This is a genomic window from Citrobacter sp. C1, from assembly GCF_014596895.2.
Lineage (GTDB): Bacteria > Pseudomonadota > Gammaproteobacteria > Enterobacterales > Enterobacteriaceae > Citrobacter > Citrobacter gillenii.
In genome coordinates this window covers 3,732,963-3,758,819 of record NZ_CP115035.1, presented here as the reverse complement: position 1 = coordinate 3,758,819, position 25,857 = coordinate 3,732,963, and the positions used below count along the sequence as shown (strand labels likewise).

General features: G+C 49.7%; 25 protein-coding genes, 1 tRNA gene and 1 pseudogene. 11 read left to right on the top strand and 16 right to left on the bottom strand.

What is annotated here, in order from left to right:
- Positions 1–101: 101 nt before the first annotated feature.
- Both IB214_RS18185 and IB214_RS18180 read right to left on the bottom strand, forming a co-directional pair.
- On the bottom strand, positions 102–593 hold the full coding sequence (locus IB214_RS18185) for a hypothetical protein (protein ID WP_117342157.1): 492 nt from the start codon (positions 591–593) through the stop codon (positions 102–104).
- Complete coding sequence (locus IB214_RS18180) at positions 577–1,422, bottom strand: winged helix-turn-helix domain-containing protein (RefSeq protein WP_117342275.1); 846 nt, start codon at positions 1,420–1,422, stop codon at positions 577–579. The genes IB214_RS18185 and IB214_RS18180 overlap by 17 nt, the downstream gene beginning before the upstream one ends.
- 372 nt (positions 1,423–1,794) lie before the next feature.
- Between IB214_RS18180 and IB214_RS18175 the strand changes: the two genes are divergently transcribed.
- Both IB214_RS18175 and IB214_RS18170 read left to right on the top strand, forming a co-directional pair.
- Positions 1,795–2,379, top strand: coding sequence for a hypothetical protein (locus tag IB214_RS18175; RefSeq protein WP_117342158.1), 585 nt, complete (start codon positions 1,795–1,797; stop codon positions 2,377–2,379).
- A 314-nt stretch (positions 2,380–2,693) separates the two neighbouring features.
- Positions 2,694–7,427, top strand: a complete 4,734-nt coding sequence (locus IB214_RS18170) for an inverse autotransporter beta domain-containing protein (protein WP_348939351.1) — start codon at positions 2,694–2,696, stop codon at positions 7,425–7,427.
- A 206-nt stretch (positions 7,428–7,633) separates the two neighbouring features.
- Here IB214_RS18170 and lpxH read toward each other — a convergent pair whose 3' ends face one another.
- Both lpxH and ppiB read right to left on the bottom strand, forming a co-directional pair.
- Positions 7,634–8,356, bottom strand: a complete 723-nt coding sequence (gene lpxH / locus IB214_RS18165; RefSeq protein ID WP_117342160.1) for a UDP-2,3-diacylglucosamine diphosphatase — start codon at positions 8,354–8,356, stop codon at positions 7,634–7,636.
- 2 nt (positions 8,357–8,358) lie between these two features.
- On the bottom strand, positions 8,359–8,853 hold the full coding sequence (gene ppiB, locus IB214_RS18160) for a peptidylprolyl isomerase B (RefSeq protein ID WP_115259171.1): 495 nt from the start codon (positions 8,851–8,853) through the stop codon (positions 8,359–8,361).
- Positions 8,854–9,025: 172 nt separating this feature from the next.
- Here ppiB and cysS point away from each other — a divergent pair, with 172 nt between their 5' ends.
- Positions 9,026–10,411 (top strand): cysteine--tRNA ligase, encoded by a 1,386-nt coding sequence (gene cysS, locus IB214_RS18155; RefSeq protein WP_115259170.1) that lies wholly within the window; start codon positions 9,026–9,028, stop codon positions 10,409–10,411.
- 91 nt (positions 10,412–10,502) lie between these two features.
- On the opposite strand, the gene IB214_RS18150 is transcribed toward cysS, so the two are convergent.
- The 3 genes from IB214_RS18150 to folD form a co-directional block, all read right to left on the bottom strand.
- Complete coding sequence (locus IB214_RS18150; RefSeq protein WP_096757998.1) at positions 10,503–11,027, bottom strand: metal-dependent hydrolase; 525 nt, start codon at positions 11,025–11,027, stop codon at positions 10,503–10,505.
- 131 nt (positions 11,028–11,158) lie between these two features.
- Positions 11,159–11,371: a ribosome-associated protein YbcJ gene (gene ybcJ / locus IB214_RS18145; RefSeq protein ID WP_096757997.1), complete on the bottom strand. Its 213-nt coding sequence runs from the start codon at positions 11,369–11,371 to the stop codon at positions 11,159–11,161.
- A 1-nt stretch (position 11,372) separates the two neighbouring features.
- Positions 11,373–12,239: a bifunctional methylenetetrahydrofolate dehydrogenase/methenyltetrahydrofolate cyclohydrolase FolD gene (gene folD, locus IB214_RS18140; protein WP_096757996.1), complete on the bottom strand. Its 867-nt coding sequence runs from the start codon at positions 12,237–12,239 to the stop codon at positions 11,373–11,375.
- A 574-nt stretch (positions 12,240–12,813) separates the two neighbouring features.
- Here folD and fimA point away from each other — a divergent pair.
- The 6 genes from fimA to sfmF all read left to right on the top strand — a co-directional run bounded on the left by fimA (position 12,814) and on the right by sfmF (position 18,882).
- Positions 12,814–13,368 carry a type 1 fimbrial major subunit FimA gene (gene fimA / locus IB214_RS18135; protein ID WP_115259167.1) on the top strand — a complete coding sequence of 185 codons (555 nt, stop codon included), beginning with the start codon at positions 12,814–12,816 and terminating at the stop codon, positions 13,366–13,368.
- 77 nt (positions 13,369–13,445) lie between these two features.
- Entirely contained in the window at positions 13,446–13,979 is a 534-nt protein-coding gene (gene fimI / locus IB214_RS18130) for a type 1 fimbrial protein subunit FimI (RefSeq protein ID WP_096759453.1), read from the top strand.
- Positions 13,980–14,020: 41 nt separating this feature from the next.
- Complete coding sequence (gene fimC / locus IB214_RS18125; protein ID WP_117342161.1) at positions 14,021–14,713, top strand: type 1 fimbria chaperone FimC; 693 nt, start codon at positions 14,021–14,023, stop codon at positions 14,711–14,713.
- A 6-nt stretch (positions 14,714–14,719) separates the two neighbouring features.
- Positions 14,720–17,332 carry a fimbrial biogenesis usher protein gene (locus tag IB214_RS18120; protein WP_117342162.1) on the top strand — a complete coding sequence of 871 codons (2,613 nt, stop codon included), beginning with the start codon at positions 14,720–14,722 and terminating at the stop codon, positions 17,330–17,332.
- Between the two features lie 13 nt (positions 17,333–17,345).
- Complete coding sequence (gene fimH / locus IB214_RS18115; protein WP_117342163.1) at positions 17,346–18,353, top strand: type 1 fimbria D-mannose specific adhesin FimH; 1,008 nt, start codon at positions 17,346–17,348, stop codon at positions 18,351–18,353.
- A 10-nt stretch (positions 18,354–18,363) separates the two neighbouring features.
- Complete coding sequence (sfmF, locus tag IB214_RS18110) at positions 18,364–18,882, top strand: fimbria assembly protein (protein ID WP_117342164.1); 519 nt, start codon at positions 18,364–18,366, stop codon at positions 18,880–18,882.
- A gap of 37 nt (positions 18,883–18,919) precedes the next feature.
- Here sfmF and fimZ read toward each other — a convergent pair whose 3' ends face one another.
- From fimZ to fimW, 4 genes are all read right to left on the bottom strand, one after another.
- Entirely contained in the window at positions 18,920–19,552 is a 633-nt protein-coding gene (fimZ, locus tag IB214_RS18105) for a fimbria biosynthesis transcriptional regulator FimZ (protein WP_117342165.1), read from the bottom strand.
- Positions 19,553–20,142: 590 nt separating this feature from the next.
- A complete protein-coding gene (locus tag IB214_RS18100) occupies positions 20,143–20,865 on the bottom strand; it encodes a fimbriae Y protein (RefSeq protein WP_117342166.1) in 723 nt (240 codons plus the stop codon).
- 22 nt (positions 20,866–20,887) lie between these two features.
- The gene (locus IB214_RS18095; RefSeq protein ID WP_117342167.1) at positions 20,888–21,613 is read right to left on the bottom strand and encodes an EAL domain-containing protein; all 726 of its coding nucleotides are present in this window, start codon (positions 21,611–21,613) and stop codon (positions 20,888–20,890) included.
- Between the two features lie 164 nt (positions 21,614–21,777).
- The gene (fimW, locus tag IB214_RS18090; protein WP_117342168.1) at positions 21,778–22,371 is read right to left on the bottom strand and encodes a fimbria biosynthesis transcriptional regulator FimW; all 594 of its coding nucleotides are present in this window, start codon (positions 22,369–22,371) and stop codon (positions 21,778–21,780) included.
- Between the two features lie 37 nt (positions 22,372–22,408).
- On the opposite strand from fimW, the gene IB214_RS18085 reads away from it, so the two are divergent.
- A complete protein-coding gene (locus IB214_RS18085) occupies positions 22,409–22,588 on the top strand; it encodes a hypothetical protein (RefSeq protein ID WP_115259164.1) in 180 nt (59 codons plus the stop codon).
- A 39-nt stretch (positions 22,589–22,627) separates the two neighbouring features.
- Positions 22,628–22,704 (top strand) — tRNA-Arg (locus IB214_RS18080).
- 157 nt (positions 22,705–22,861) lie between these two features.
- Here the strand turns inward: IB214_RS18080 and uspF are convergent.
- From uspF to IB214_RS18055, 5 genes and pseudogenes are all read right to left on the bottom strand, one after another.
- A complete protein-coding gene (gene uspF, locus IB214_RS18075; RefSeq protein WP_096757984.1) occupies positions 22,862–23,290 on the bottom strand; it encodes a universal stress protein UspF in 429 nt (142 codons plus the stop codon).
- Positions 23,291–23,456: 166 nt separating this feature from the next.
- Entirely contained in the window at positions 23,457–24,260 is an 804-nt protein-coding gene (locus tag IB214_RS18070; RefSeq protein ID WP_117342169.1) for an MBL fold metallo-hydrolase, read from the bottom strand.
- A gap of 80 nt (positions 24,261–24,340) precedes the next feature.
- A complete protein-coding gene (locus tag IB214_RS18065; protein ID WP_096757980.1) occupies positions 24,341–24,592 on the bottom strand; it encodes a membrane lipoprotein lipid attachment site-containing protein in 252 nt (83 codons plus the stop codon).
- A gap of 14 nt (positions 24,593–24,606) precedes the next feature.
- Entirely contained in the window at positions 24,607–25,113 is a 507-nt protein-coding gene (locus IB214_RS18060; RefSeq protein ID WP_117342170.1) for a hypothetical protein, read from the bottom strand.
- Between the two features lie 335 nt (positions 25,114–25,448).
- Positions 25,449–25,838: pseudogene (locus IB214_RS18055) on the bottom strand (DUF302 domain-containing protein); the annotation flags it as partial.
- Positions 25,839–25,857: the final 19 nt, after the last annotated feature.

The following is a 25,857-nucleotide window of genomic DNA, read 5'->3' as shown; positions in this document are numbered from 1 at the left end:
TGAAAACTCCTGTGGTGCACAACACTCGACTTTTGAGGCCACAGAGAATAGCATGTTTTAACGTCAAGGAAAACGATTGCGCAGGAGGAGGGAACGCGTAGTTATCCCTCTTTATTTACACATAACGCAAAGGGTGACTGCAGGTTTCCGATTAACCACGCATTACCTGACGGACTCAGGTGCATTTGTCTACTTGTTCCTTTCTGAGCATAAAAGAAGCTATTTCTAAATAACTCATCGTTTGCGGTATCGCGCGCGTTCTTCATATATTCCACATTATAGATTGAAATCTCGTTTGGGGAGGTTATTTCATAATCAAACACGGCCATTCGCGAGATGGTTTGTACATTGCTACCCGTTTTGATATTTCCTGATAATATTACTTTACCATTGTGATCCTTACCCAGACGAAAGTTCATTTCAATAGTAGAGATAAAGATGGGATCTAGATGATCGTAATGTATAATTGTTGCACAGTTAATATCTAAACCGGGAGTCTGGTACCGATTGAATACAAATCTGTAAAATGAGAATGCTAATAGCAATAACAGCATAAAGGGGAACAGCCATTTTTGTTTATATATTACTTTCATGACCGCTCCAGTAATAGTTCAGGCAAGATATATAGTTTCTATCTTTAGAGGTGCAGCGACTAATAAATACACGCCCTTCTTTACCATACAAATAAGATTCAGAAGCATGGTAAGTAAAAGAAGCACCGGTAAGACATGATATATTTTCTCGTCTAACGAGCTCCAGAAACAATCTTTTTTTCTTCTCTGTAAGTGAAATTGAATTTTTCTGAATGGTGTAGACTGGACACGTTTCATAGTTAAATAAAAAATATCTCGGGGTATCTTTTATGTCTGCGGTTCGGTTCTCGGGATACCAGTATTTCTCTGTTAACATGATAATGCTCATTATTACAATAATTAACGATAATATTGTGTATCTGAATCGCTGATAGGGTGTTTGTTTTTTTTCTACCAGATCGCTACGGCTTTCTTCTGCTTGTTTGCTTATCTGTAGGGTGTTTTCCTGTTGCAATACCGTTTCAGACTGAGAGAGGCTTTCAGGAATATCATTATCGATAATCTGGACGTCAATATTACGGCTGAACATAAAACCAACCCGGGGTACGGTCGTAATACATTCGGCAGAAATACCTAAACGGGAAAAACATTTTCTGAGTTCGGATATGTATTTATTCAGTGTATGATTTGATGAACGCAGACCATGGGCATCCCAAACATCATCAAGCAGTTCATTACGGGTCAGGACTTGTCCATGGCGATTAAGAAGACATGCCAGGAGTCGGTTCATGGTGAGGGTCAAAATGACAGTTGATTCCTCATCGCCCAACGGCCATATTGAGCCATCCTCAGTACGATATTTTATCCGTTTATCAATCAAATAAACCATTCCCGCCTCTCCGTGCCTCATGGTGACATAATGGCTTAAACCACCTGCATTCCTCGTGCTGTTTTCTTATCAGCATTGATGTTGGCATGATAGCACATTTAGATAGCCCTCACATTTTCGTAGTTAAATTGTTTGTACTTTAACTGTATTTAAGTTTATGTGTCTGTAAATGCTTAAATTTTCGATACAAGTATCTTATTGCGGCATTGAGTTGTTAGGATTAGTCGTATAAGTAAATGAGTAAGGACTGAACGGTTTTAGCTGAGGGCGTGTCTCTAACGTTCACACTTCTCGCCACGCCTGAGTTAGTGCGTATAAGGAGCAACACAATGACAATCACCAGACCACTCGGGAGAACAACTCAGGTTTTTGATGGTCTCTTTAAGTCTTTCAGACAAAGGTTTTTATCTGCTTTCATTGTTAATGAGTTGTATTGTTGTTATGAGGTATAAAATTCTGTCGAAAAACACATATATAAAATTAGCATTTAGATATGTGCTTAAAAAGTGTGATTTTAACTACAAAATATGCATTGTTGATATCGACTCGTTTTATTCGTTTGGTGAGTTATTGGATGTTATTGAGTATATGGATATTGAACAGAATGTCTTTCTGATGAAAGGTATTAGCGTTCATTCTAAGGTTCTGGCACCTATTACAGCTTTTGATCGAGATGATGGTTTGAGTGAAATATTGTGTTGTATCAAGAATGGCCGCTCGATGACCTGGGCAGATATTGAAGATTATATAGCCAGGGTGCAGGAACTTTCCATGATGACTGAAAAAGAGAAGAAGATTGCTATTGCAGTTGCGCAGCATTCGAATATATCTGCAGTGGCAACATTTCTTAATGCGAATAACAAGACGGTTTATTCGCGAGTGGGTGTGATCGCCCGCAAACTCAATCTACAACATGTTACTGAAGTCAGGCAATTTATCAGAATTGAAATAGCTTAATTTATAATGTGTAAATAATGGTTGATGGTATCACGGCCATGCTGGCCAACTTTTATATAAACGACGTAATTATATCCTTTCTGTCAAGGAGGGGATGGTGCATTCCTTTTATACAGGTATTTTAATGTATGCGAAATTTTTTTCGACGTTTTGTTTGGATTAATATAATAACCCAGTTCTTATTCCCCGTGACGGTTGCGTTCACGCCAGCGATTGCTGGTACGGGAAGCGAACGGCGATTTCTTAATACACCATCGGCAAATTCTACAGTAGATATTCCAACCCAGGTGTATATTCTCCAGCCTGGCGAAAGTGTGGATTCCGTTGCGGCGAAATTCAACATGAGTACGGATGCGCTGAAAAGACTCAATCAATTACGTACCTTTTCGCGCGGTTTTAATGCATTGCAGGCGGGTGATGAACTGGATGTGCCGTTAACCCCGTTTCCTGAGATAGCCTGGGGTGAAAACGACCCGCTCCCTTCAGTTGACAATGAACGCGAGAAAAATATTGCCGGAATTGCGTCCCGCGCCGGGAGCTTTTTGGCTAACAACCCTGATACGGATGCGGCCGTTACCCTGGGCAACAGCATGGCAACCACCGCGGCCAGTAGTGAGGTGCAGGAGCTCCTGAACCGCTTCGGAACCGCCCGCGTGCAGCTGGAGACTGACAAAAAACTGTCGCTGAAAAATTCTCAGCTTGACCTGCTGGTTCCACTTTACGATCGGGGGGATAGGGTGGTGTTTACCCAGGGAAGTCTCCATCGTACGGATGACCGCAACCAGTCGAATCTGGGGGTGGGGATTCGTCACTTCATCTCTGATTATATGCTGGGCGTTAATACGTTTGGCGACTATGACCTCTCCCGCGAACATGCCCGCGCCGGTATTGGTGCGGAATATTGGCGTGACTTTGTTAAATTAAGTGCGAATGGTTATTTCAGACTCACCGGCTGGAAGGATTCCCCGGATGTCAGAGATTATGATGAACGCCCGGCGAATGGCTGGGATGTTCGGACACAAGGCTGGTTACCGTTTGCCCCGCAACTGGGGGGGAAGCTGACCTGGGAGCAGTACTATGGCAAAGACGTTGCACTATTTGGAAAGAATAATCGCCAACGTAACCCGTTTGCGGTCACGGCCGGCCTTGAATACACGCCGATCCCGTTACTGAGTTTAAACGCTGAGCAGCGTCAGGGGCAGTCGGGCAAAAATGATACCCGTATGGGGATCGGTTTTAATTATCAACTGGGTATGCCGTGGAATCAGCAGATCGATCCGTCATCAGTGGCGGCAATGCGTAGTCTGGCTGGCAGCCGATACGATCTGGTTGATCGTAACAACAATATTGTTCTTGAGTATCGTCAGCAGGAAGTGCTGCGTATCAGTTTGCCGGATGTTACAGAGGCGCGCTCTTCAGAGCTGATCCGTATTCCTGTTACCTTGCACAAGGATAAATATGGGCTGAAAGAGACGCAATGGACGTCATCGCCAGGATTCGTAGAGCAGGGAGGGACCCTGCAGAAACGTTCAGAAAGAGAAATTGACGTTCGTATCCCTGCTTATACCCAAGGGACACGTAGTGGGGCTGCGCAGGAATACACGCTGACTGCGGTAAGCTTTGATAATAAAGGTAATCGTTCGAATACAGCCAGCACAATTATCCGTGTTAGCCCCTCTCACCACGAGATGGGGGAACTTGTCGTCACGCCGAAGAGCCCCGTTGTCGCAGATAACAGCAAGTTTGTTTCACTGACGGCCGCCGTAAACGATGAGTCTGGTTTAGGCGTGCCTGGGCAACAGCTGACTTTCAGCGTATCGGGCCTGACGGATGAGAATAACAACCCCTCGGCCACGCTTTATACCGATACGCAATCGAACAGCAAAGTACTCTCTGTTACCACGGATGCGGATGGAAAGGGAACGGTTATGCTACGCAGTAAGGTAGCAAAAAAGGGTTCTGTGACGGTCACAACGGATGACGGGAGTACCAGGGAAGCACAGGTATTATTTGCCGCTGATGCTAATACTGCAATGATCAGTGGTCTGAACGTGACCAAAAATCATGCTCATGCGGATGGTTTAAGTTCGAACGAAATTGAAGCTGTTGTTCTGGATGCGCAGGGTAATCCGCTGGCGAATTTTACCGTTGAAGCGGATGCAGATAATGATGGTGTGGTCGATACATCATTGTTAACCGATGCAAAGGGTAAAACGACGCTGAAGATCACCAATGAGCGTGCCGGAGAAACGAATGTTGCCGTTCGCTCAGGATCGGCAACGCGAGCTGCGTTGTCGACTACGGTGCACTTTGTCGTAGACAAATCAGCCGCGCATATTGCTGAAGGTGATCTGAGGGTTACGGCGGGTGCCAAAGCCAACGGAATGGACAGCAATGCGGTAACGATAAAGGTGACGGATACCCGGGGAAATATTGCCGGGGGGGTGATCGTGGATATTAGCGCCGTTGGCGAAACGGCGGAAGCGACGGTTACGGCAGACACGTTTGCAAGTAATGATGAGGGTCTGGTGAATGCGATTATCAGAACTCAGACTGCCGGAGAGTATAAGGTCAACGCATCTATACGTGAATCCGGAAGTTCAACCGACACGACAACGCACTTTATCGCCGACCAGGACTCCGCCAATATCACCGACAGCAATCTGACTGTCGCTTCCGGAGCGAAGGCGGACGGGCAGGCAGGCAACACCGTAGTGGCGCTGGTGACGGATGCGCAGGGCAATCCGGTGGCAAAGGCCGACGTGACGTTCACGGCCGATAATACAGGGGCCTCGTTTGCGCCTGCGGTGGTGACCACGGGCGATGACGGCAGGGCCAGCACCACGCTGACCAGCACCGTGGCCGGGAAAATTATCGTGACGGCAACGGTAGGCAATAATGCCGCCAGCAAGGAGACGGCATTTATCGCCGACCGGGACACCGCCAACATCACCGACAGCAACCTGAGCGTCACCTCCGGAGCGAAGGCGGACGGGCAGGCAGGCAACGCCGTTGTGGCGCTGGTGACGGATGCGCAGGGCAATCCGGTGGCAAAGGCAGAGGTGACGTTCACGGCCGATAATACAGGAGCCACGTTTGCGCCTGCGGTGGTGACCACGGGCGATGACGGCAGGGCCAGCACCACGCTGACCAGCACCGTGGCCGGAAAAATTATCGTGACGGCAACGGTAGGCAATAATGCCGCCAGCAAGGAGACAGCATTTATCGCCGACCGGGACACCGCCAACATCACCGACAGCAACCTGACTGTCGCTTCCGGAGCGAAGGCAGACGGTCTGGAGGGCAACGCCGTAGTGGCGCTGGTGACGGATGCGCAGGGCAATCCGGTGGCAAAGGCAGAGGTGACGTTCACGGCCGATAATACAGGGGCCTCGTTTGCGCCTGCGGTGGTGACCACGGGCGATGACGGCAGGGCCAGCACCACGCTGACCAGCACCGTGGCCGGAAAAATTATCGTGACGGCAACGGTAGGCAATAATGCCGCCAGCAAGGAGACAGCATTTATCGCCGACCGGGACACCGCCAACATCACCGACAGCAACCTGACTGTCGCTTCCGGAGCGAAGGCAGACGGTCTGGAGGGCAACGCCGTAGTGGCGCTGGTGACGGATGCGCAGGGCAATCCGGTGGCAAAGGCAGAGGTGACGTTCACGGCCGATAATACAGGGGCCTCGTTTGCGCCTGCGGTGGTGACCACGGGCGATGACGGCAGGGCCAGCACCACGCTGACCAGCACCGTGGCCGGGAAAATTATCGTGACGGCAACGGTAGGCAATAATGCCGCCAGCAAGGAGACGGCATTTGTTGTTGGAGAGGCGGCGTTCTCGAGGTCAGAAGTGGCTGTGGATAAGGATACCTATACCTCTGGTGATGATGTTGTTGTGACCGTAACACTTAATGATGAGCATGGAAATGCTGTTATTAATCAAGTGGATAAGCTGAGTTCGAGTACCGTTGACGTAAACAATGCAACCATAAAAGAGGGAAGTAGCTGGCAGGACGAAGGGCGTGGGAAATATATCGCGACGTTCACCGCCGTGAAGGTGACGAGTAGTGCTACCGCAAAGCTTCAGCTTAGCGACTGGGACACTGGCGTGACGTCGCTGCCTTATAGCATTGTTGCCGGAGAACCTGTTGCCTCAACGTCAACATTAACCCGCAACGCTAATGGTTATTTGGTGAATCAAGAGATGATATTCACCCTAATTCTACGAGATGGAAATCGAAATGTGGTCAGGATGGACCCTGAGAGCGTTTTAAGTGATGCAACATTCAAAACGCCTGGTTCAGATACCGTAATAAATAAACTGGAGATGAATAGTAATGGTTCTTACTCATTCACGATAACGGCGAGCGTTAAAGGTGAAGATCTACAGGCATCATTTAGACTCAATGGCTGGGCGTCAGATATTGTTACAACAAATTATGATGTTATGCCAGTTTTTCGTAATGTGAGGGGACTCCATAGCAGAGATACAAATATGGGCTTGAATCACCCCAAAGAGGGTTTCTACGGTGCTCAGTTTGTCCTGGACTTACAGGGGGGCGGCGATCGCACGGATTATAACTGGCGTACCAATGCGGATTGGGCAACGGTTGATGGGAGCGGCGTGGTGATGCTAAAAACGACGATAGCAAGCCATCAGGCCAGGGAGGTCACTGTGACGGCCACACCTAAGAATGGGAAAACGTTTGGCATTATTCGCCATACCTTCAAACTTGATAGATGGATTTCGGTTTATGACAATGAGGTATTCTATCCCGATGCCCTGGAAGCATGTGCTTCACTGAACATGAGACTCCCGGCAGATGCGAGAGATGGTTTTAGTGATTTCTGGGGTACTAAGTCTAAATATGAGCAATCTGTAATTCCGTCTCATATTTATCTCGATAGCGTACGTTTTTGGATAAAAACGACTAATAATGCAGCCCCCTATCTGTGGGTACGTTATCTTATTAACGGAGTCTATTCCGGGGGGGCAGGAATATCTGCTAAATCACGTTTCCTGTGCATTGAGGATTTCTAAATATACAGGGAACTGACGACGTAACCATCACACCTCCCTACGTTATGTGGGGAGGTGTAGTCAGTTCTGTTTGGCCAAACGGCTAAAGTCTGACAATTAGCGTCTTCGTGGTAAAACGGTGGCGAGATGAGGATGAGGATGAGGTACTGAGTTGTTGCGACAGTGAGCGAACATTTTGCTAACCGGAGCCAGATTGTGTGATGTATTTAAAATGCAAACGTGATCAGCTCAACGTCGTCGGGCGTGACCTTAACCATCGAACCTTCGCTGTGCCACGCACCTAATACTACGCGGAACGCAGGTTGTCTATTGGCAGCCAGTTCATGCACCGCCGGGCGATGGGTATGCCCGTGAATTAACCACTGGACCTGGTGTTTTTCCATCTCGGTAACCACGGCCTGCGGATTCACATCCATAATTTCCAGCGATTTGCTGCTGTTGGCGGCTTTGCTGTTGGCGCGCATCTTTGCGGCAATGCGTTGGCGAACAAACAACGGCAGAGCAAGAAACAGTGTTTGTAGCCAGGGCTGATGCACTTTAGCGCGAAATGCCTGATAACCGGCATCATCGGTACACAGCGTGTCGCCATGCATGATCAGCACCTTGCGGCCATACAGGTCGAGCACTTTTTCGTCGGGTAACAAGGTCATGCCGCTCTCGCGGGCAAAACGCTTGCCGAGCAGAAAATCACGGTTGCCGTGAATGAAGAAGCAGGGGACGCCGGAATCAGCCAGCGATTTTATTGCGACGGCGATTTCATGGTGCAGCGGAGTGGGGTCATCGTCGCCTATCCAGGCTTCGAACAGATCGCCAAGAATATACAGCGCATCGGCTTTTCGTGCTTCACCGGCTAAAAAACGCAGAAAACCGGCGGTAATCGCCGGTTCTTCCGTGCAGAGGTGAAGATCTGCAATAAACAGTGTCGCCACGATTACTCGCTGACGGTCACGTTTTCGATAATAACGTCTTCTTTCGGTACGTCCTGGTGCATGCCGCTGCGACCGGTAGAAACGTTTTTGATTTTATCAACCACGTCCATACCTTCAACCACTTCAGCAAATACACAGTAACCCCAGCCCTGCATGCTTTCGCCGGAGAAGTTCAGGAAGTCGTTGTCGGCAACGTTAATGAAGAACTGCGCCGTTGCGGAGTGCGGAGCCTGAGTACGGGCCATCGCCAGCGTACCACGGGTGTTTTTCAGACCGTTGTTGGCTTCGTTTTTGATAGCCTCTTTGGTTTCTTTTTGCTTCATGCCAGGCTCAAAACCGCCGCCCTGAATCATGAAACCATTAATCACACGGTGGAAAATGGTGTTGTTATAGAAACCTTCGCGGCAGTAGTCCAGGAAGTTTTTAACTGTTTCAGGCGCTTTATCATCAAATGTTTTGATTACGATATCGCCGTGATTAGTGTGGAAAGTAACCATTTGTGCATCCTGTTCCGATAGAGTGGTGCTTCGACCCTGGTCAGGGTCAGAGTTAGGGGTGTGTTATAGCATAACCGCAAGATTCGATCACCTTGCAAAGTGTGCTGCTTCGGGGCCAATTTATAGGTATTATAGGGCTTTGTTATCCACACACGTCTACACGGAATCTTCGATGTTAAAAATCTTTAATACACTGACGCGCCAAAAAGAGGAATTCAAACCTATTCATGCCGGGGAAGTCGGCATGTACGTGTGTGGTATCACTGTTTATGATCTCTGTCATATTGGTCACGGACGTACCTTCGTCTCTTTTGACGTGGTTGCGCGCTATCTGCGCTTCCTCGGCTATAAGCTGAAGTACGTGCGTAACATTACCGATATCGACGACAAAATCATTAAACGCGCTAATGAAAATGGCGAAAGCTTTGTGGCGTTGGTCGACAGGATGATCGCGGAAATGCACAACGACTTCGACGCGCTGAATATCCTGCGCCCGGATCTCGAACCACGTGCGACGCATCATATTGCGGAAATTATTGAAATCACCGAACAGCTGATCGCCAAAGGTCACGCTTACGTGGCTGATAACGGCGACGTGATGTTCGACGTGCCGACCGATCCGCACTACGGCCAGCTGTCGCGCCAGGATCTGGATCAGCTGCAGGCGGGTGCCCGCGTGGATGTGGTGGATGTGAAACGTAACCCGATGGACTTCGTGCTGTGGAAGATGTCCAAAGAGGGCGAGCCGAGCTGGCCGTCCCCGTGGGGAGCAGGCCGTCCGGGCTGGCACATCGAATGTTCTGCGATGAACTGCAAACAGCTGGGCAACCATTTCGATATTCACGGCGGCGGCTCTGACCTGATGTTCCCGCATCATGAAAACGAAATTGCCCAGTCCACCTGTGCGCACGACGGCGAATACGTCAACTACTGGATGCACTCCGGGATGGTGATGGTTGATCGTGAGAAAATGTCCAAATCACTGGGCAACTTCTTTACCGTGCGCGACGTGCTGAAATACTACGACGCCGAAACCATTCGCTACTTCCTGATGTCCGGCCACTATCGTAGCCAGCTGAACTACAGCGAAGAGAACCTGAAGCAGGCACGTTCTGCACTGGAGCGTCTGTACACCGCGCTGCGCGGTACTGACAAATCCGTGGCGCCAGCCGGTGGTGATGCCTTTGAAGCGCGTTTCATTGAAGCAATGAACGATGATTTCAATACGCCGGAAGCCTACTCGGTGCTGTTTGATATGGCGCGTGAGGTCAACCGTCTGAAGGGTGAAGATATGGCGGCGGCTAACGCCATGGCCGCGCATCTGCGCAAGCTGTCCGGCGTGCTGGGCCTGCTGGAGCAGGATCCGGAAGCGTTCCTGCAAAGCGGTGCGCAGGCGGATGACGGTGAGGTCGCTGAGATTGAAGCGCTTATCCAACAGCGTTTAGATGCCCGTAAAGCGAAAGACTGGGCGGCGGCCGACGCGGCACGTGACCGTCTGAACGAGATGGGTATTGTGCTGGAAGATGGTCCACAAGGCACCACCTGGCGTCGTAAGTAATTCTCTCAATTGCCGGATGGCGGCTAACGCCTTATCCGGCCTACGATGGAATGATCGGTAGGCCTGATAAGCGTAGCGCCATCAGGCACTATTAGTGACGTCTGTACCACCACAGCACACCCATCATGACGGCTCCCGGCAGCCACACCCACATTAATTCCGAGATAATCACCTGATGCCCATACGGCGTGGCGTAGCGTGACAGCGCGAACGGCGCAACCTTAATCACTTGCCACGGCGCAAAGAAGCGCTCATCTGACCATGGCCACAGCCAGCCAACGCCTTTACCTCCGGTGGTCACCGAATCCAGCAGGCTGTGTGACAGCAACGACACCGTCAAAAATAACCAGCAGCGAACCAGCCCGGCTTTAAACCATCGTCGACCTATCATGATGCACAGTAACGGCACCGCGAAGGCGAACAGTAGCGAGTGGGTAAATCCGCGGTGACCGAATACGTTGCCGTAGGCAATACCGAACTTAAACGACAGGACGTCGGCGTCAGGCAGCATTGCCAGTACAACCCCGGCAAACAACAAGCGTGGGGGAATGACTTTGAGGCCCAGACCCAATCCTAAACAAAGAGGTACAGCTGCGTGGGTAACGATGGTTGGCATGATAGTCGCTTCGTATAAGTATAAGAAAACGATAGGCTAACAGCCTGGCGTGAAGTGAAGGTGAAGTTAATTATCTGAAAATCAGGGGGGAACGGACCGGATGTGGTGTGAACCGCCATCCGGCCCTGGGATCATGCCACGACGTTAATGCTTTGACCTTCAAAGCTCACGGTCTGTCCGGCAACGATTTTGCAGCGTTTACGTGTTTCTACTACTCCATCGACCTTCACTAACCCTTCGCCAATGGCAATTTTTGCCTGGGCGCCGCTTTCGCTCCAGCCTTCCAGCTTTAGCAGATCGCAGAGTTCAACGTGTGGGTGTTTACCCAGTGAAAATGTGGCCATCTTAAACGTCCTTTACATCATGGTATTCAACGCACGCCTGAAGCGTGTTTTCGATAAGTGTGGCGACCGTCATCGGGCCAACGCCACCCGGCACCGGTGTAATATACCCGGCGCGCGCAGCGGCATCTTCAAAGACCACATCGCCAACAACCTTGCCATTCTCCAGACGGTTGATGCCGACATCAATCACAATCGCACCTTCTTTGATCCATTCACCGGGAATAAAACCCGGTTTGCCGACGGCGACAATCAGCAGGTCAGCATGCTCTACATGGCGACGCAGATCTTTGGTAAAGCGGTGGGTTACCGTGGTGGTACAGCCCGCCAGCAGCAACTCCATGCTCATCGGACGACCGACAATGTTTGAGGCGCCAATCACCACGGCATTCAGGCCGTAGGTATCGATGTTGTAACGCTCAAGCAGGGTCACGATGCCGCGAGGCGTACACGGACGCAGGCGCGGTGCACGCTGGCACAGGCGACCGACGTTATACGGGTGGAAGCCGTCGACGTCTTTATCCGGTGCAATGCGTTCCAGCACCTTAACGTTGTCGATCCCCGCCGGTAACGGCAGCTGGACCAGAATACCGTCGATGGCGGCATCCGCATTGAGCGTATCAATGAGCTCAAGAAGTTCCGCCTCGCTGGTGGTTTCAGGCAGGTCATAGGAGCGGGAGACGAACCCCACTTCGTCGCAGGCTTTGCGTTTACTTGCTACGTAAATTTGCGAAGCCGGGTTGCTACCTACCAGCACAACAGCCAGGCCTGGGGCGCGTAATCCAGCCGCTAAACGCGCCTGAACTTTTTGAGCCACCTCAGAGCGTACCTGCTGCGCAATCGTTTTACCGTCAATAATCTTTGCTGCCATCAGAGAGAGGATTCCGTCTGTTACGTTAAATCGAAGGGGATGTCACTATTTTGTCAGAAGCGCGGCGTGCTGTCAGTTTTCGTTTGCATTTTTAGGTGAGATTAGGAACGTCTCGCTGTGCGAACGGGTGAGGTGTCAATATCGTAAAGACAGGAATAATTACTGAGTACGCTAATTAATTTTAACGTTAGTGAAACAACTCATCACCCTTCTGTTTTCATGGGTAATGCGTCATAAACCAGTCTGTTACGTACCATTGTGGTGGTGTTTAAGTAATATTTACCCAGACATTTCTTAGATCCCAATAAGAATTAGCCAGGGCCATTACAAGGATTTGCAGGTATTTTTCATTAATTGAAATGTTTAATTTATCCCTGTGACGAATTGTCATATTCGTAAAGATTAATTAGTGAATCTCGCGCTCAGGAGAGTTGGGGTCAAGCATCATTAATTCTCTTTCGATATATATCTTTACAGGATGCAGAGATAATTTGCCTGACATTTTATGTCGATAATGATTCAAACGGAGCCGGCAGGATACCGGAACCGGATGTGTGTAATTCAAGGGAAATCCATGAAACGTAAATTAATAAATACTTCTGTTATTGCCAGCCTGATGTTAGTTGCAGGGGCCGCAGTCGCAGCCGATCCGGTCAGCGTGAGCGGCGGTACCGTTCATTTTGAAGGTGAACTGGTCAATGCAGCTTGTGCGGTAAGCACACAGTCAGCCGATCAGGTGGTGACATTAGGGCAATATCGTACTGCCAGCTTTGCAGCCATCGGCGATACCACGGCACAGATTCCGTTCTCCATCGTGCTGAATGACTGCGATCCTGCGGTTGCCGCGACGGCAGCTGTGGCGTTTTCGGGTCAGGCGGATGCCTCCAACTCAGCTCTGCTGGCGGTATCTTCAGGGAATAACACCACCACCGCTGGCGGTGTAGGCATCGAAATTCTGGACAACGCGTCTACCGCGCTGAAGCCAGATGGTGCCACCTTCTCTACTGCCCAGGCGCTGGTAGAAGGCACCAACACCCTGCGTTTCTCCGCACGTTATAAAGCGACCGCTGCAAGCGCCACGCCAGGGCAGGCAAACGCCGACGCCACCTTCATCATGAAGTACGAATAAGCCGTTCTGATTGGCGCAAGGAAGACGACAGCCTCAATGGATGAGGCAATATCCGGGGATGACGAAGGATGTGGCAACTGATTTTCAAAGGCATGACGCTGGCGGGAATGCTGTGCGTAATGCCTGCGCTTGCACACACGGTAATACTGGAAAGCGGTCGCCTTCACCTGCGTGGGCAACTGGTCAATGGGGCCTGTACGGTGGCCACCGATAGCCAGAACTTGCGGGTACAGATGGGGCAGTATCGCACCAACGCATTTGGCGAACCGGGAAGCTTTGCCTCGACCAGCGTACCGTTTTCACTGCGCTTAACGTCCTGCAGTGCCGACGTTTATGACCATGTTGGGATTGCGTTTGCCGGCGTCACGCCTGCAGAAGATCCGCAGGTCTTTCTGGCCAGCGGTGAGGCGTCTGCGGCCTCGGGTATTGGCCTGGCATTATTTGATGAGGGGCAACGACAAATTATTCCGAATGCGCTGCCGCGTCATTACGCCCCAATTTTAACGCAGGAAATGACGTTTCACTTCACCGCGCGCTATCGGGCTGTCTCGGAAAAGATAACGCCAGGAACGCTTCGTTCAGACGTGTGGTTTACGTTGGTCTATCCCTGATTTATTTACCAACGATAATCACACCAAAGGTATTTGTAGCCATGTTTAATTATCTTAAATCAGGTTTTATTATTTTCCTCACCTTATTTGTTTCCTGCAGTGCTCAGGCTGCTGGGGGAATTGCATTAGGTGCTACCCGCGTTATTTATCCCGCCGAGGCTAAACAAACATCGCTGGCTATTAGCAATAGCGATACTAAAGAACGTTTCCTGGTTAATTCATGGATTGAGAATAGCGCAGGCGTTAAAGAAAAAGCCTTTGTGGTGACGCCTCCACTGTTTGTCAGCGAGCCCAAAAGTGAAAATACGCTGCGCATTATCTATGCCGGTCAGCCACTGCCTACAGACCGCGAATCGCTGTTCTGGATGAACGTGAAGGCGATCCCGTCAGTCAATAAAGACAGCCTTGAGGGTAAAAACGTTCTGCAACTGGCGATTTTGTCGCGTATTAAACTCTTTGTCCGCCCAAATAACCTGCCACAGGTACCGGAAGACGCGCCCGGCATGTTGCAATTTTCCCGTTCCGGCACACAGCTGAAAATTACGAATCCGTCAGCGTATTACGTCACGCTGGTTAACCTCAATGTGGGAAAAACGAAGGTTGATAACGTCATGGTGGCACCGAAGAACGCGGCGCAGATCCCGCTGCCTGCGGGCGTTCAGGGCAGCGTGACGTTCCAGACGGTTAATGACTACGGCGCAGTGACACCTGCCAAAACGGTTAGCGTGCGTTGATAAACGATGAATAAGACAACGTACTTACCTGGCCGGTTACCGGGGATTACGCCACCGCTGGCGGGCGTGGCGTTGTCCACGCTGGCTGCCTTATTTCCGCTGTCAGGCCACGGGGAAAGCTATTTTAACCCGGCATTTTTATCTGCGGATACGGCGTCCGTGGCGGATTTGTCGCGTTTTGAAAAAGGGAATCACCAGCCTGAGGGCGTCTACCGCGTGGATATCTGGCGCAATGATGAATTTATTGCCACCCAGGATGTTCATTTCGCCACCAGTAAGGCGGGTACCGGCGAGAAATCTGGTGGGCTGACGCCATGTTTTGGTCTCGATTGGGTTAAGCGCCTGGGGGTCAACACGGCGGCGTTTCCGGCGCTCAGTCAGGACCCGAACAGTACCTGTATTAATTTGCCCGAGGCTATCCCCGGCAGCGAAATCGCCTTCGATTTCTCTACGCTGCGCCTGAACATCAGCTTGCCGCAGGCCAGTATGCTGAATAGCGCGCGGGGATATATTCCGCCTGAGGAATGGGATGAAGGGATCCCGGCTGCGCTGGTGAACTACAGCTTTACCGGCAGTCGTGGCAGCGATTCTGACAGCTATTTCTTAAGCATGTTGAGCGGCCTGAACTATGGCCCCTGGCGGCTGAGAAACAACGGCGCCTGGAGCTATTCCAAAGGCGACGGATATCACTCGCAGAGCTGGAAAAACATCGGTACCTGGCTTCAGCGCGCCATTATCCCGCTGAAAGGTGAGCTGGTGATGGGCGACAGCAACACCAGTAACGACGTCTTTGACAGCGTCGGGTTTCGCGGGGCGCGGCTCTACTCGTCAGACAGCATGTATCCGGATAGCTTGCAGGGGTACGCGCCAACGGTTCGCGGCATTGCCCGTACGGCGGCGAAACTGACCATTCGCCAGAACGGTTATGTTATATACCAAAGCTATGTGTCGCCTGGGGCGTTCTCGATTACCGATCTCAACCCGACGTCGTCCAGCGGTGACCTGGAGGTGACGGTAGATGAAAAAGATGGCAGCCAGCAGCGCTATACCGTCCCGTACTCCACGGTTCCACTGTTACAGCGCGAAGGGCGACTGAAATACGACCTGGTGGCCGGGGATTTCCGCAGCGGTAACAGCCAGCAGTCATCACCGTTTTTTGTCCAGGGCACGTTAATCGCCGGGCTACCTGAAGGCTATACGGCCTATGGCGGCACGCAGTTGGCCTCTCGTTACCGCGCGCTGGTGTTCGGTACCGGGCGCAACCTCGGCGACTGGGGCGCGGTCTCCGTCGATTTAACCCATGCGCGCAGCCAACTGGCGGATGACAGCACCCACCAGGGGCAATCGCTGCGTTTTCTGTACGCAAAATCACTGAATAATGTCGGCACCAACTTCCAGTTACTGGGATATCGCTATTCGACCCGGGGGTTTTATACCCTCGACGACGTGGCGTATCGCAATATGGAAGGTTACGAATACGAATACGACAGCGAAGGCAATCGCCATAAAGTGCCGGTGGTCCAGAGCTATCACAATCTGAGCTACAGCAAAAAAGGCCGTTTTCAGATCAACATCTCGCAGAATCTCGGAGATTACGGATCGCTGTATGTCTCAGGCAGTCAGCAAACTTACTGGAATACGTCCGATACCAATACCTGGTATCAGCTCGGCTACGCCAGCGGCTGGCAGGGGATTAGCTATTCGCTCTCCTGGTCGTGGAACGAATCGGTAGGGATTGCCGACACCGACAGGATTCTGGCCTTCAATATGTCGGTGCCGTTTAGCCTGTTGACCGGGCGACGCTACACGCGCGATAACGCGCTTGATCGCACCTATGCCACCTTCAACGCTAACCGCAATAGCAACGGACAAAACAGCTGGCAGAGCGGGATTGGCGGGACGTTGCTTGACGGGCGCAACCTGAGCTACAGCGTAAACCAGGGGCACAGCAGCACCAACGGTTACAGCGGTAGCGCCAGCGCAAACTGGCAGGCGACCTATGGCACGCTGGGTATGGGATACAACTACGACCGCGACCAGCATGACTATAACTGGCAGCTCTCCGGCGGCGTGATTGGGCATGCGGACGGAATCACCCTGAGCCAGCCGCTGGGCGATACCAATGTGCTGATCAAAGCACCAGGCGCCCAGGGCGTAAGGATAGAGAACCAGACCGGGGTGCAGACCGACTGGCGTGGTTACGCGGTCATGCCGTACGCCACCGTCTATCGCTATAACCGTGTGGCGCTGGATACCAATTCAATGAACAACCATACCGATGTGGAAAATAACGTCAGCAGCGTAGTACCGACACAGGGGGCGCTGGTAAGAGCGGCGTTTGATACACGTATCGGCGTGCGCGCGTTAATTACGGCGCAACAGGCGGGTAAACCGGTACCGTTTGGCTCCATTGTGCGTGAAACCGCCAGCGGCGTAACCAGCATGGTGGGAGACGATGGACAAATCTACCTGAGCGGTTTGCCGCTAAAAGGTGAGTTGCTGATCCAGTGGGGCGAAGGCGCGAACGCGCGCTGTACGGCGCACTATGCCTTGCCTGAGGAGAGCCTGAAACAGGCGGTAACGCTCACCAATGTGACCTGCGAACGCCCGTCGGCATGAAAGGAATAATACGATGAAACGACAAACTGGTTGGTTACTCGGGAGCGCTTTACTGCTGCTGGCAAATTCGTCATGGGCCACGGTCTGCCAGAATTCGAATGGCACGCCGACGGATGTGTTTTACGATCTGTCGAACGTCTTTAACAGCAGTAATAACCGCCCCGGTCAGGTCGTGACGTTGCCGGAAAAGTCCGGCTGGGTTGGGGTTAATGCGACCTGTCCTGCGGGGACGACGGTAAATTACACCTACCGCAGCTACGTGACGGAACTCCCGGTGCAAAGTACGGAAGGGGGCTTTCAGTATTTGAAGCTGAATGATTACCTGTTGGGGGCTATGAGTATCACCGACAGCTATGCCGGGCTGTTTTATCCTCCACGTAACGATATTCGTATGGGAACTCACCCAAACGTACCTAAGCAGAAACCCTTTGGCGTCATGGATTCAAAGCTGGTATTCAAATTAAAAGTGATCCGCTCATTTATTAACATGGTACCAATCCCCCGCCAAACGATGTTTAGGGTCTATGTCACGACCAGCATCGGCGATGCCCTGAGTGTGCCGGTATACACCATCAGCTACAGCGGCAAGGTCGAGGTGCCGCAAAACTGCGAAGTGAATGCCGGACAGGTTGTCGAGTTTGATTTTGGTGATATCGGCGCGTCGTTGTTTAGCAAAGCTGGGGCTGGAAATCGGCCAGAAGGCGTTAACCCGCAGACTAAAACGATGGCCATAAAATGTACCAATGTTGCCGCGCAGGCCTACCTGACCATGCGCGTGGAGGCTGAAAGATCTTCGGGGCAAATGATGGTGTCGGACAACGCCGATTTAGGCTTTATTGTTGCCGACAGCAGCGGCGTACCGCTAACACCTAACAACCTGTCCAGCACCATTCCGTTTCGCCTGGATGATAACGCCGCGGCGAGCGTCAGTATCCGGGCGTGGCCGGTTAGCGTGACGGGCAATAAACCGGCGGAAGGGCCATTTACTGCCCGTGGATATCTGCGAGTAGATTATGACTAAGAGGCGCGCAATGGTCATTCGCATACTGTTGGTGGTTGCTGCCTTGCTGTCGTTTACCTCGCTAAGTCGGGCGGATACGTCGTTGGGCGAGATCAATATTGAGTTGCGCGGTAATGTAGTGGACTTTACCTGTGCCGTGATTGCCAGCGACAGCAATAAATACGTGGACCTCGGTACCTGGCCGACAAAGCAGTTAAAAACCAGTGGTGATACCACCCAACCGGTTCCTTTTTCGCTAAAGCTGGAAGGCTGCCCGCCTGGGTCGGCGTCAATCACCTTTTCCGGTACGCCGGCAGCGGGTACCACGCTACTGGCGCTGGATAATACGGCGATGGCGCAAAAGGTGGCGATTGAACTGCATGACAGCGATCGTACACGGTTGCCGCTCGAACAGGCGAGCCAGACGGTGAGTATTGACGAAAATGGCAATGCCACACTGACCTTTTTCGCCAACTATATTGCCTTAGCGGATGGGGTCCAGCCCGGACTTGCCAGGGCTGATGCGACGTTTATGATCAACTATAACTGACCACTCACTCCCGAACGTCATCTCGTCGGGAGTGGTGTTACATTAATTCATGCATTTTCGCATAATCGATCAGCTCGACAATGGTATGCAAACCAAGTTTGGAGTAGATATTGGCTTTGTGCGCACTGATCGTTTTATTGCTGAGTAATAGCTGCTCTGCAATTTCTTTATTGGATAACCCATTTGCCAGATAACGTAGCACCGTGACCTCGCGATTGGAAAGCGGCATGTCATTCAGCTCTCCTTTACGTATATTAATGTTATTAATAAAGTTAAGCGTATCTGACGGGAAAAAAGAATAACCGGATAAGATCATTTTCACCGCATTGTAGATATCATTCAGGTCCTTGCGTTTACTGACAAAACCATTTGCACCTGCCCGGATAGCGCGTCCGGCGTAAAAAGATTCAGATTTTGAGGACAGAAACAGAACCCGCGTCTTTTCCTGCAGTGATTTAATTCTCTTGAGTAGGGTAAATCCATCGGCACCAGGCAGTTCAATGTCCAGAATGACGAGATCGACAGGATAGGTGCGTAGGTGATCAATTGCTGTACGACTGTCGTCAGTTTTCAGTACCACTTCGATATTACTATTTTTTTCGAGCAGCACTTCTATCGACATTCTGACAATAGGGTGTTCGTCCATAATGATAACGGATGCTGGTTTCATTGTTGTATGCCTCAAACTGTTCGTGTATCTTGCGATTTTGATAAAACATCAGGCGTTATTAATATTGTCAAATAGCCAAGGGTTGTTCTGCGAGAAGAACCGAATAAATAAGACTTCATCCTTGTTTATTCAGCCGTTCTTGGTAAGAACAATGAGTGTGTGGAATATCCATTTCACACCAGGAAAAATTTACAATTAATCATTAAACAGTAGGGATTATACCTACTCTACTCATTCGGAAAAGTCTTGCGGTAAGTAACTTCTTAATGGCTGTTACGATATCCTGAAAGAACCCAATATGCTTACGATTGTTAGTATTATTTTCCTTCTGTTTTAATTATGGCAGATTGAAAGTTTTTTTAAAATACTAAAAACAACACAACAGGCTGATTGTTTAGGTTTTGTTAAGGAGGTCTTAGATGGCCATTACGACGTAATGCACAGAGTTCGTAGGGTTAAGTGCTTTGCACGCCGCAGGCATAATACCAGGATTAGTTGTAAATATTAAATTTATGTAAAAATTACATGGGGCGTCTCAGTGATAAATAAGTAATTTCCTAAAAAATCTTATTTCACAAAGGTTTATGGTGTTAAATTAAATGATGAGAGGTAGCGTTAAGACGGTGTATCAGATGCAAAAAACGTTGGCGGTGTGGCAATCCGAGGTACGTAATCAGTTGATTCAGACGATAGATAACCCGGTGGTAAGGCCGGTTTTGTATGCAGGCAATCTTTTTTAAGGATTCACCTTGCAATAGTAATGAAACCATCTCCCAGTCAGCTAGGTTTAAACGCGAAGAATGAATATTATTTAGATTTGGTGATAATAAAGCGTGACGTATGTCTGCAAGGCGCTGACGGCGGGGGAGAACATAAAAAGGACCGGTCATGGCAATAAATTTACCCAGACTTTCGTCATTATCGTTGAGTAATAAAAAAATCTGTATGTCATTACGCTGTTTAACCAGCAGGCGTAACTGTTGGAGCGTCTCGAAATACGAGAATGGCAATCCTTCCATATCAATCACTAACTGACTGGATTCAGGTGATTGCAGACTGTCGAGCGCCGACTCAAAATTCTGGAAAACAGCCGTACGGGTACCTGAAAATAAATAGCGGTTCAGTGTAAATGCGAGATAGTAATCAGTGGTGATAATTGCCTGAGATACAGTGTCTCCCGGTAATGTATAATTGATTTTTTGTGCCAGATACTCAAGCCGGTCAAATACCTGCGGCGCACAGTGATGATATTGATGGGTACAGTGAGTGTTTTGTAAACGGCGATGTCGTTCCCGACGTAGTACGCTGCGCATCCTTCCTGTTTTCCTTTCCGTTTTATTTCTCCTGCCCTGGATAAATGGCGGGCCATAAATACCCCTGCCCCAATTTTGCGCCGGCTCGCTGGGCAATTTCCTTGTGCGTTTGGGTTTCAATCCCTTCGACAATCACCTGATTTGCGATTGCTTGTCCTTTCTTAATGATCTGCTGGAGCCTGCTGGGTTTTTTACTCAGTGTCCAAAAGGTATTTTTATCCAGTTTAATGCCTGACAGGTGCCAATTAGCCTCAATGAATGCGATGAGTAATTCTTCATTGACGTCATCCATCCAGATAGGGGTGCCTGACGCTTCAACATGCTGCATAGCGTTATACGCCACATGGCGTTGAGCAACATTGAGCAAAAGGAATGTAGCAGGGTCCTGTATTTCGATGACAAGGTTAGGTGGATACGTAACATCACGCCAATGAAATGACGTCCAGTTCAGAAAGGCCTTCATCGGCAGGTTCAGTGAATAAACGTAGCCGGGCTGATAATGTACGATGTTGGCTATTTGGCGATAAAACAGGCTTTGTTGTTGTGCGAAAGAAAGCTGGCGAAAATAGTTCTCGCTATTCATTTTTCGCGGGAGGTGGGTCAGGACTTCAAAGCCGTATCGGTGCGAAGTCGATAACTCGACAATGGGTTCTAATTTCAGTGTTGAAAGTAGAACGTTAGCATCATTTTTTATTGAAGGATGTGCGTACTCATATTTATCGTTGCACAATAACAGGCTCGGCATCATGATATTCTCCCACGCGGAGCAAATATTACCGAGAGTGTTTTATTTATACCCCGGAAATAACACATAGGCATTATTGTGGCAGCATAGAAATGGGGGCAGTAGGCGCATATACTTAATTGCACATGAGACATTTCTCATAAAGTTTCCAGCGCATAAGAAACGGTTCAATTTTGTAGAAAACTCAGGTTAACCCTGATGTATCTTAAGAATTGTTGTTCATTTTTCACCTGCAGTTTTCTCATAATACTCCGACGCGTTACCTTCGCTTCTACCTCACTGAGTGCAAGAAGCTGTGCGGTTTCGGCGGAGGTATATCCGCTGGCGAGGAACATTAAAAACTGACGCTCTGCAATGGAAAAGTTGCGGGTGGTGCAGTAGTGACATATGGTGGCAGGGACGCTGGAACGGAGTGCGCGTTTTTGCAAAATGAGTACCATTTTTTTGCCGATCTCTTCGACATCATCTTCGCGATAAATCAGCGGTAGCATGTACAGGCAGGGCCTGAACATCAGCTTATCTTTATCGCATTTGCTGCAAATAATGACCCGATGCTGGTGACGGGTGTGGTGGGGAATTTCGTAACAGCCCGCGCTGAGCCACTCTTCATCCAGCGATAAAAAGGCGATGTCTGCACGATCGATATCGTCGACAGGCAAGAAGCAAATCTCCTGACGCCACTGATTCGTCAGACGAGTAATGATGATTTTCAGACCATGTTCGAAGTGACTATTTTCGTCTTTGATGGCGATACTTAACATTGAAGGGATCCTAAACCGCAGGGAAGGGTGTAGGAGAATGTTAAGCAAAATCATTAATTTTCTAAATACATTTAACCTTAAACCGGGCTTTACGGCGCCTCAGTTGTTACCAGGTGATTTCCTGGATACCCGTGGACGAGCAGAAAAAACCACCATTCGTACACTTCGCAAGCAACCAGAACAAAAGGCATTGACTCAGCAGGCGCTGACCGTATAATTCACGCGTTTCATCCGCATGAAGTTTTCACTTCGCAATGCGCCCTTAGCTCAGTTGGATAGAGCAACGGCCTTCTAAGCCGTAGGTCGTAGGTTCGAATCCTACAGGGCGTACCATTTTACAGCATTCCTCTCTAATCATCCCTGTCGTATTCGCATTGCAACAAACCACCTTTCGCTCCGTATTTGACTTTTTCTGCGAGACTCAGGAAATCCGAAACGAATAAGAACGGGAGCTGATTTGCTCCCGTATGTATGGTCTTTTGTCGGCATGTCACCGCACTACAAGCACCGGGCATTTTGCGTGGCGCACCACGGCGGAGGCCGTTGAACCCAGCAGATAAGTGCTAAAACCCGGCTTATGCGAACCGATGATGACGAGTTCTGCATCTACCGCTTCCGCTAACTTTAAGATCTGATCTTTAGGCGGGCCGTAAACGACGTGCAGTTCCGTCCTGCCGGCAGGAATGTTGAATTGTTTAACAATCTCTTGCAGCTTTTCGGTGGCCTTAGCTTGAATGCCACTTCTGTCCGGGAATTCATTGGAGTAGGCCAGTCCCAGTGATGCGTAGAATGGGACTGTAGGGATAACGGCTAAAAAATGGACCTTTGCGGTTTTTGCGTGCGCCTCGACCTGTGGGATCACCTGACGCGTTACATCGGTTTCAGAGATATCAATCGGCACCAGAATAGAACGATACATATTCACCACCTCTTGTTTGTTATACCGCTAATCTGAGTGTAGTGAAGGCTATTTCTGTATGATAAGTGACCAGATCAAGGTTGTGTGTATCAATCAATATTGATGTGAATAATGTGATGAATGTTCAATATCATTTTGACGATCTTTATGTTCATATTCGCTGTGCTCACTCAGCCAGAACAATCACATCTCCCGTTGCTGGCGCGTCTGTTCCGGGCAGCCAAAAACGTCCCCACGAACCGGTGCAATGACAGCCGAGCAACTTTTCGGGCTTTTGTTGACGGAGAAACCGACGCGTTTTCCACAATTTTTGCGGCGACGCCGCGCGTAAATGAAAGCCGCCGATCAGGGCGTAGATCTTGGTGGTGCCCGTAATGTTTTGACAATGGCGGACGATGTTCTCTATTCCTCGATGCCCGCAGCCGGTAATAATGATCAGTCCACGCTCAGACTGATAAATCAATACGCCTTCGTCGGTGATGTAATCCGGTTGGGGTGTTTGCTCCTGAATAACGCCGTAAGCCTGTGGCGTCGGCACGTTTATTTCTCCGGACCACAGAAAGTGCTCACTAATCGGGAATGGCTCGCGGGTATAGGTCATATGCAGGCGAGAGTAATCATTCTCGCGTGATAATTTTTTGATTTTTTGGCTATATCCGGCAACGGTGATTGCAGAATAACGCTCGCAGGCAATGTGCGGATGGCAGATGACGTGCGTATTATCCGCCAGCCACGGCACGCCGCCACAGTGATCGTAATGCCCGTGCGAGAGTACCACGGCGGTAAGTTGAGACAGGTCAACGCCCATTCTCGCGGCATTCAGCTTAAAGCTGTCATCCGGCCCGGTATCAAACAAAACAGAGGTTGTTTCATCCTGGACGAGCAGGCTTAACCCAGGGGCTGCCTGCAATGATTTGTCAGCACCGGCAGCGCGTGTGTTTTCAAGCAATACCGTAAGGGTTAAAGCCATACCAGACTCCGGCGTTAAAGCGTCATACTGTAACGCACGGAAAGTAAGAGCGCTGTGATCTCAGCGCTCTTCGGGGCTACTCAGCGGCGATAGTACTGGTCGTTGTCGTCGTCATGGCGGTGGTGATGTCGCCAGGCGTGCTGGTTTTCTCTGTCTTCCTGCTCCTGGCGTTTATGCTCTTTATCGCGTTTGGATTCACGATTCTTGTGGTTAGCAATCGCCGTGGCAACCGCTGCAGCGCCTACACCTGCGGCTGCGGCAGACAGGTACGGATGCTCAGCACAGCCTGCCAGGCTGGCCATGATTACCAGTGCAGATATCAGTTTTTTCATTGTGGTGTCATCCGTTATTCACGCACAATCTTGCCAGCGTTACCGGCGTCGCTATCGTTCCAGCTACCGCGGCCGTTCGCTTTCAGGGTGTAAGTGGCATACCCCACGCGGAATGTCATCGTATCTTTATAGGTATTCACATCGCGTACTTCATTGCCGTTGATGTAAACGCCGGAATCTTCTACGTGAATATCAACGCTGCGTTGACCGTTTTCAAATTTAGCCACGTAATTACCGGTGAACTTACCGTCGATACCGGCCTGGTCATGATTATCCTGATTACCGCTGTTCTGGCGGTCTTCATCATGACGATGATGGCGCTGATGATGGTTTTCCGCATTGTCGATAAACCCGTGATCGCGGTTCCACTCATAGGATTTATTCACATCGCAACCGTTGAGTTCACTCATTTGCGTACAGCCTGAGCGTTCATATTTTTTCTGCATCGCCGGGGTAATGGCGCATGCAGTTGTCGCGGTTGTCAGACCCAGAACAAAGATGGCCAGCAGACGTTTATTCATTCTGTTACTCACTATCATCATTAAATTTATTTATAGGAATATTGATTTTATTGCTGTCATGTTTATGACGAAGAAAGTTTCCCATTAAATATTAACGGTGAATACCAGGGGGATTCCTAATTTATATTTTCTGAGGGCGTTAAATTATGGTGGTATACAACATAATACGTAGGTATTTTACGTATTGTATACAATTCATTTATTATTATGGAGGTTGTTTAATTTTTGATGTGCGATTTAATGGAATATTAATATTGACATTAATCGTGGAGAGAAAGAATGAAGGAGGTAATGAGAAATGCAGACTTATTGAACAATAAGCCTGCGTGTGTGACTCAGTCAATGCTGGCAATGCTTTGTTCTACAAGATTTTCCAGTTTTTTTAGTGCCTGAATAGCATGCGTATCCAGCCCGTATTTCTCCAGCGTTTCGACCGGATGAAAACCGACCCAAACCAGCCCGTCCGGTTGCTGGCTAATTAATACTCTGAAGGGTAAGTCGAGCGCTAATTCTGGATGCTGCAACATTAGCGCTGTACCCCCTTTGGGGTTACCAAAAATAAGTACCGTAGTGGGTGGAAGTATTAATTCCACCTCGGCAGCAGCTTTGGCATGATCAAACTCGCCAAATAAAACAAGGCCATGTGATTTTATGTTGGCCAGCAGGCGCTGACGTGTTTGCTGAAAATCAAAGGCGCTGAATAGCTTATTCATGGAATTTCCATCCGTAATGAGAGAGTGGTGT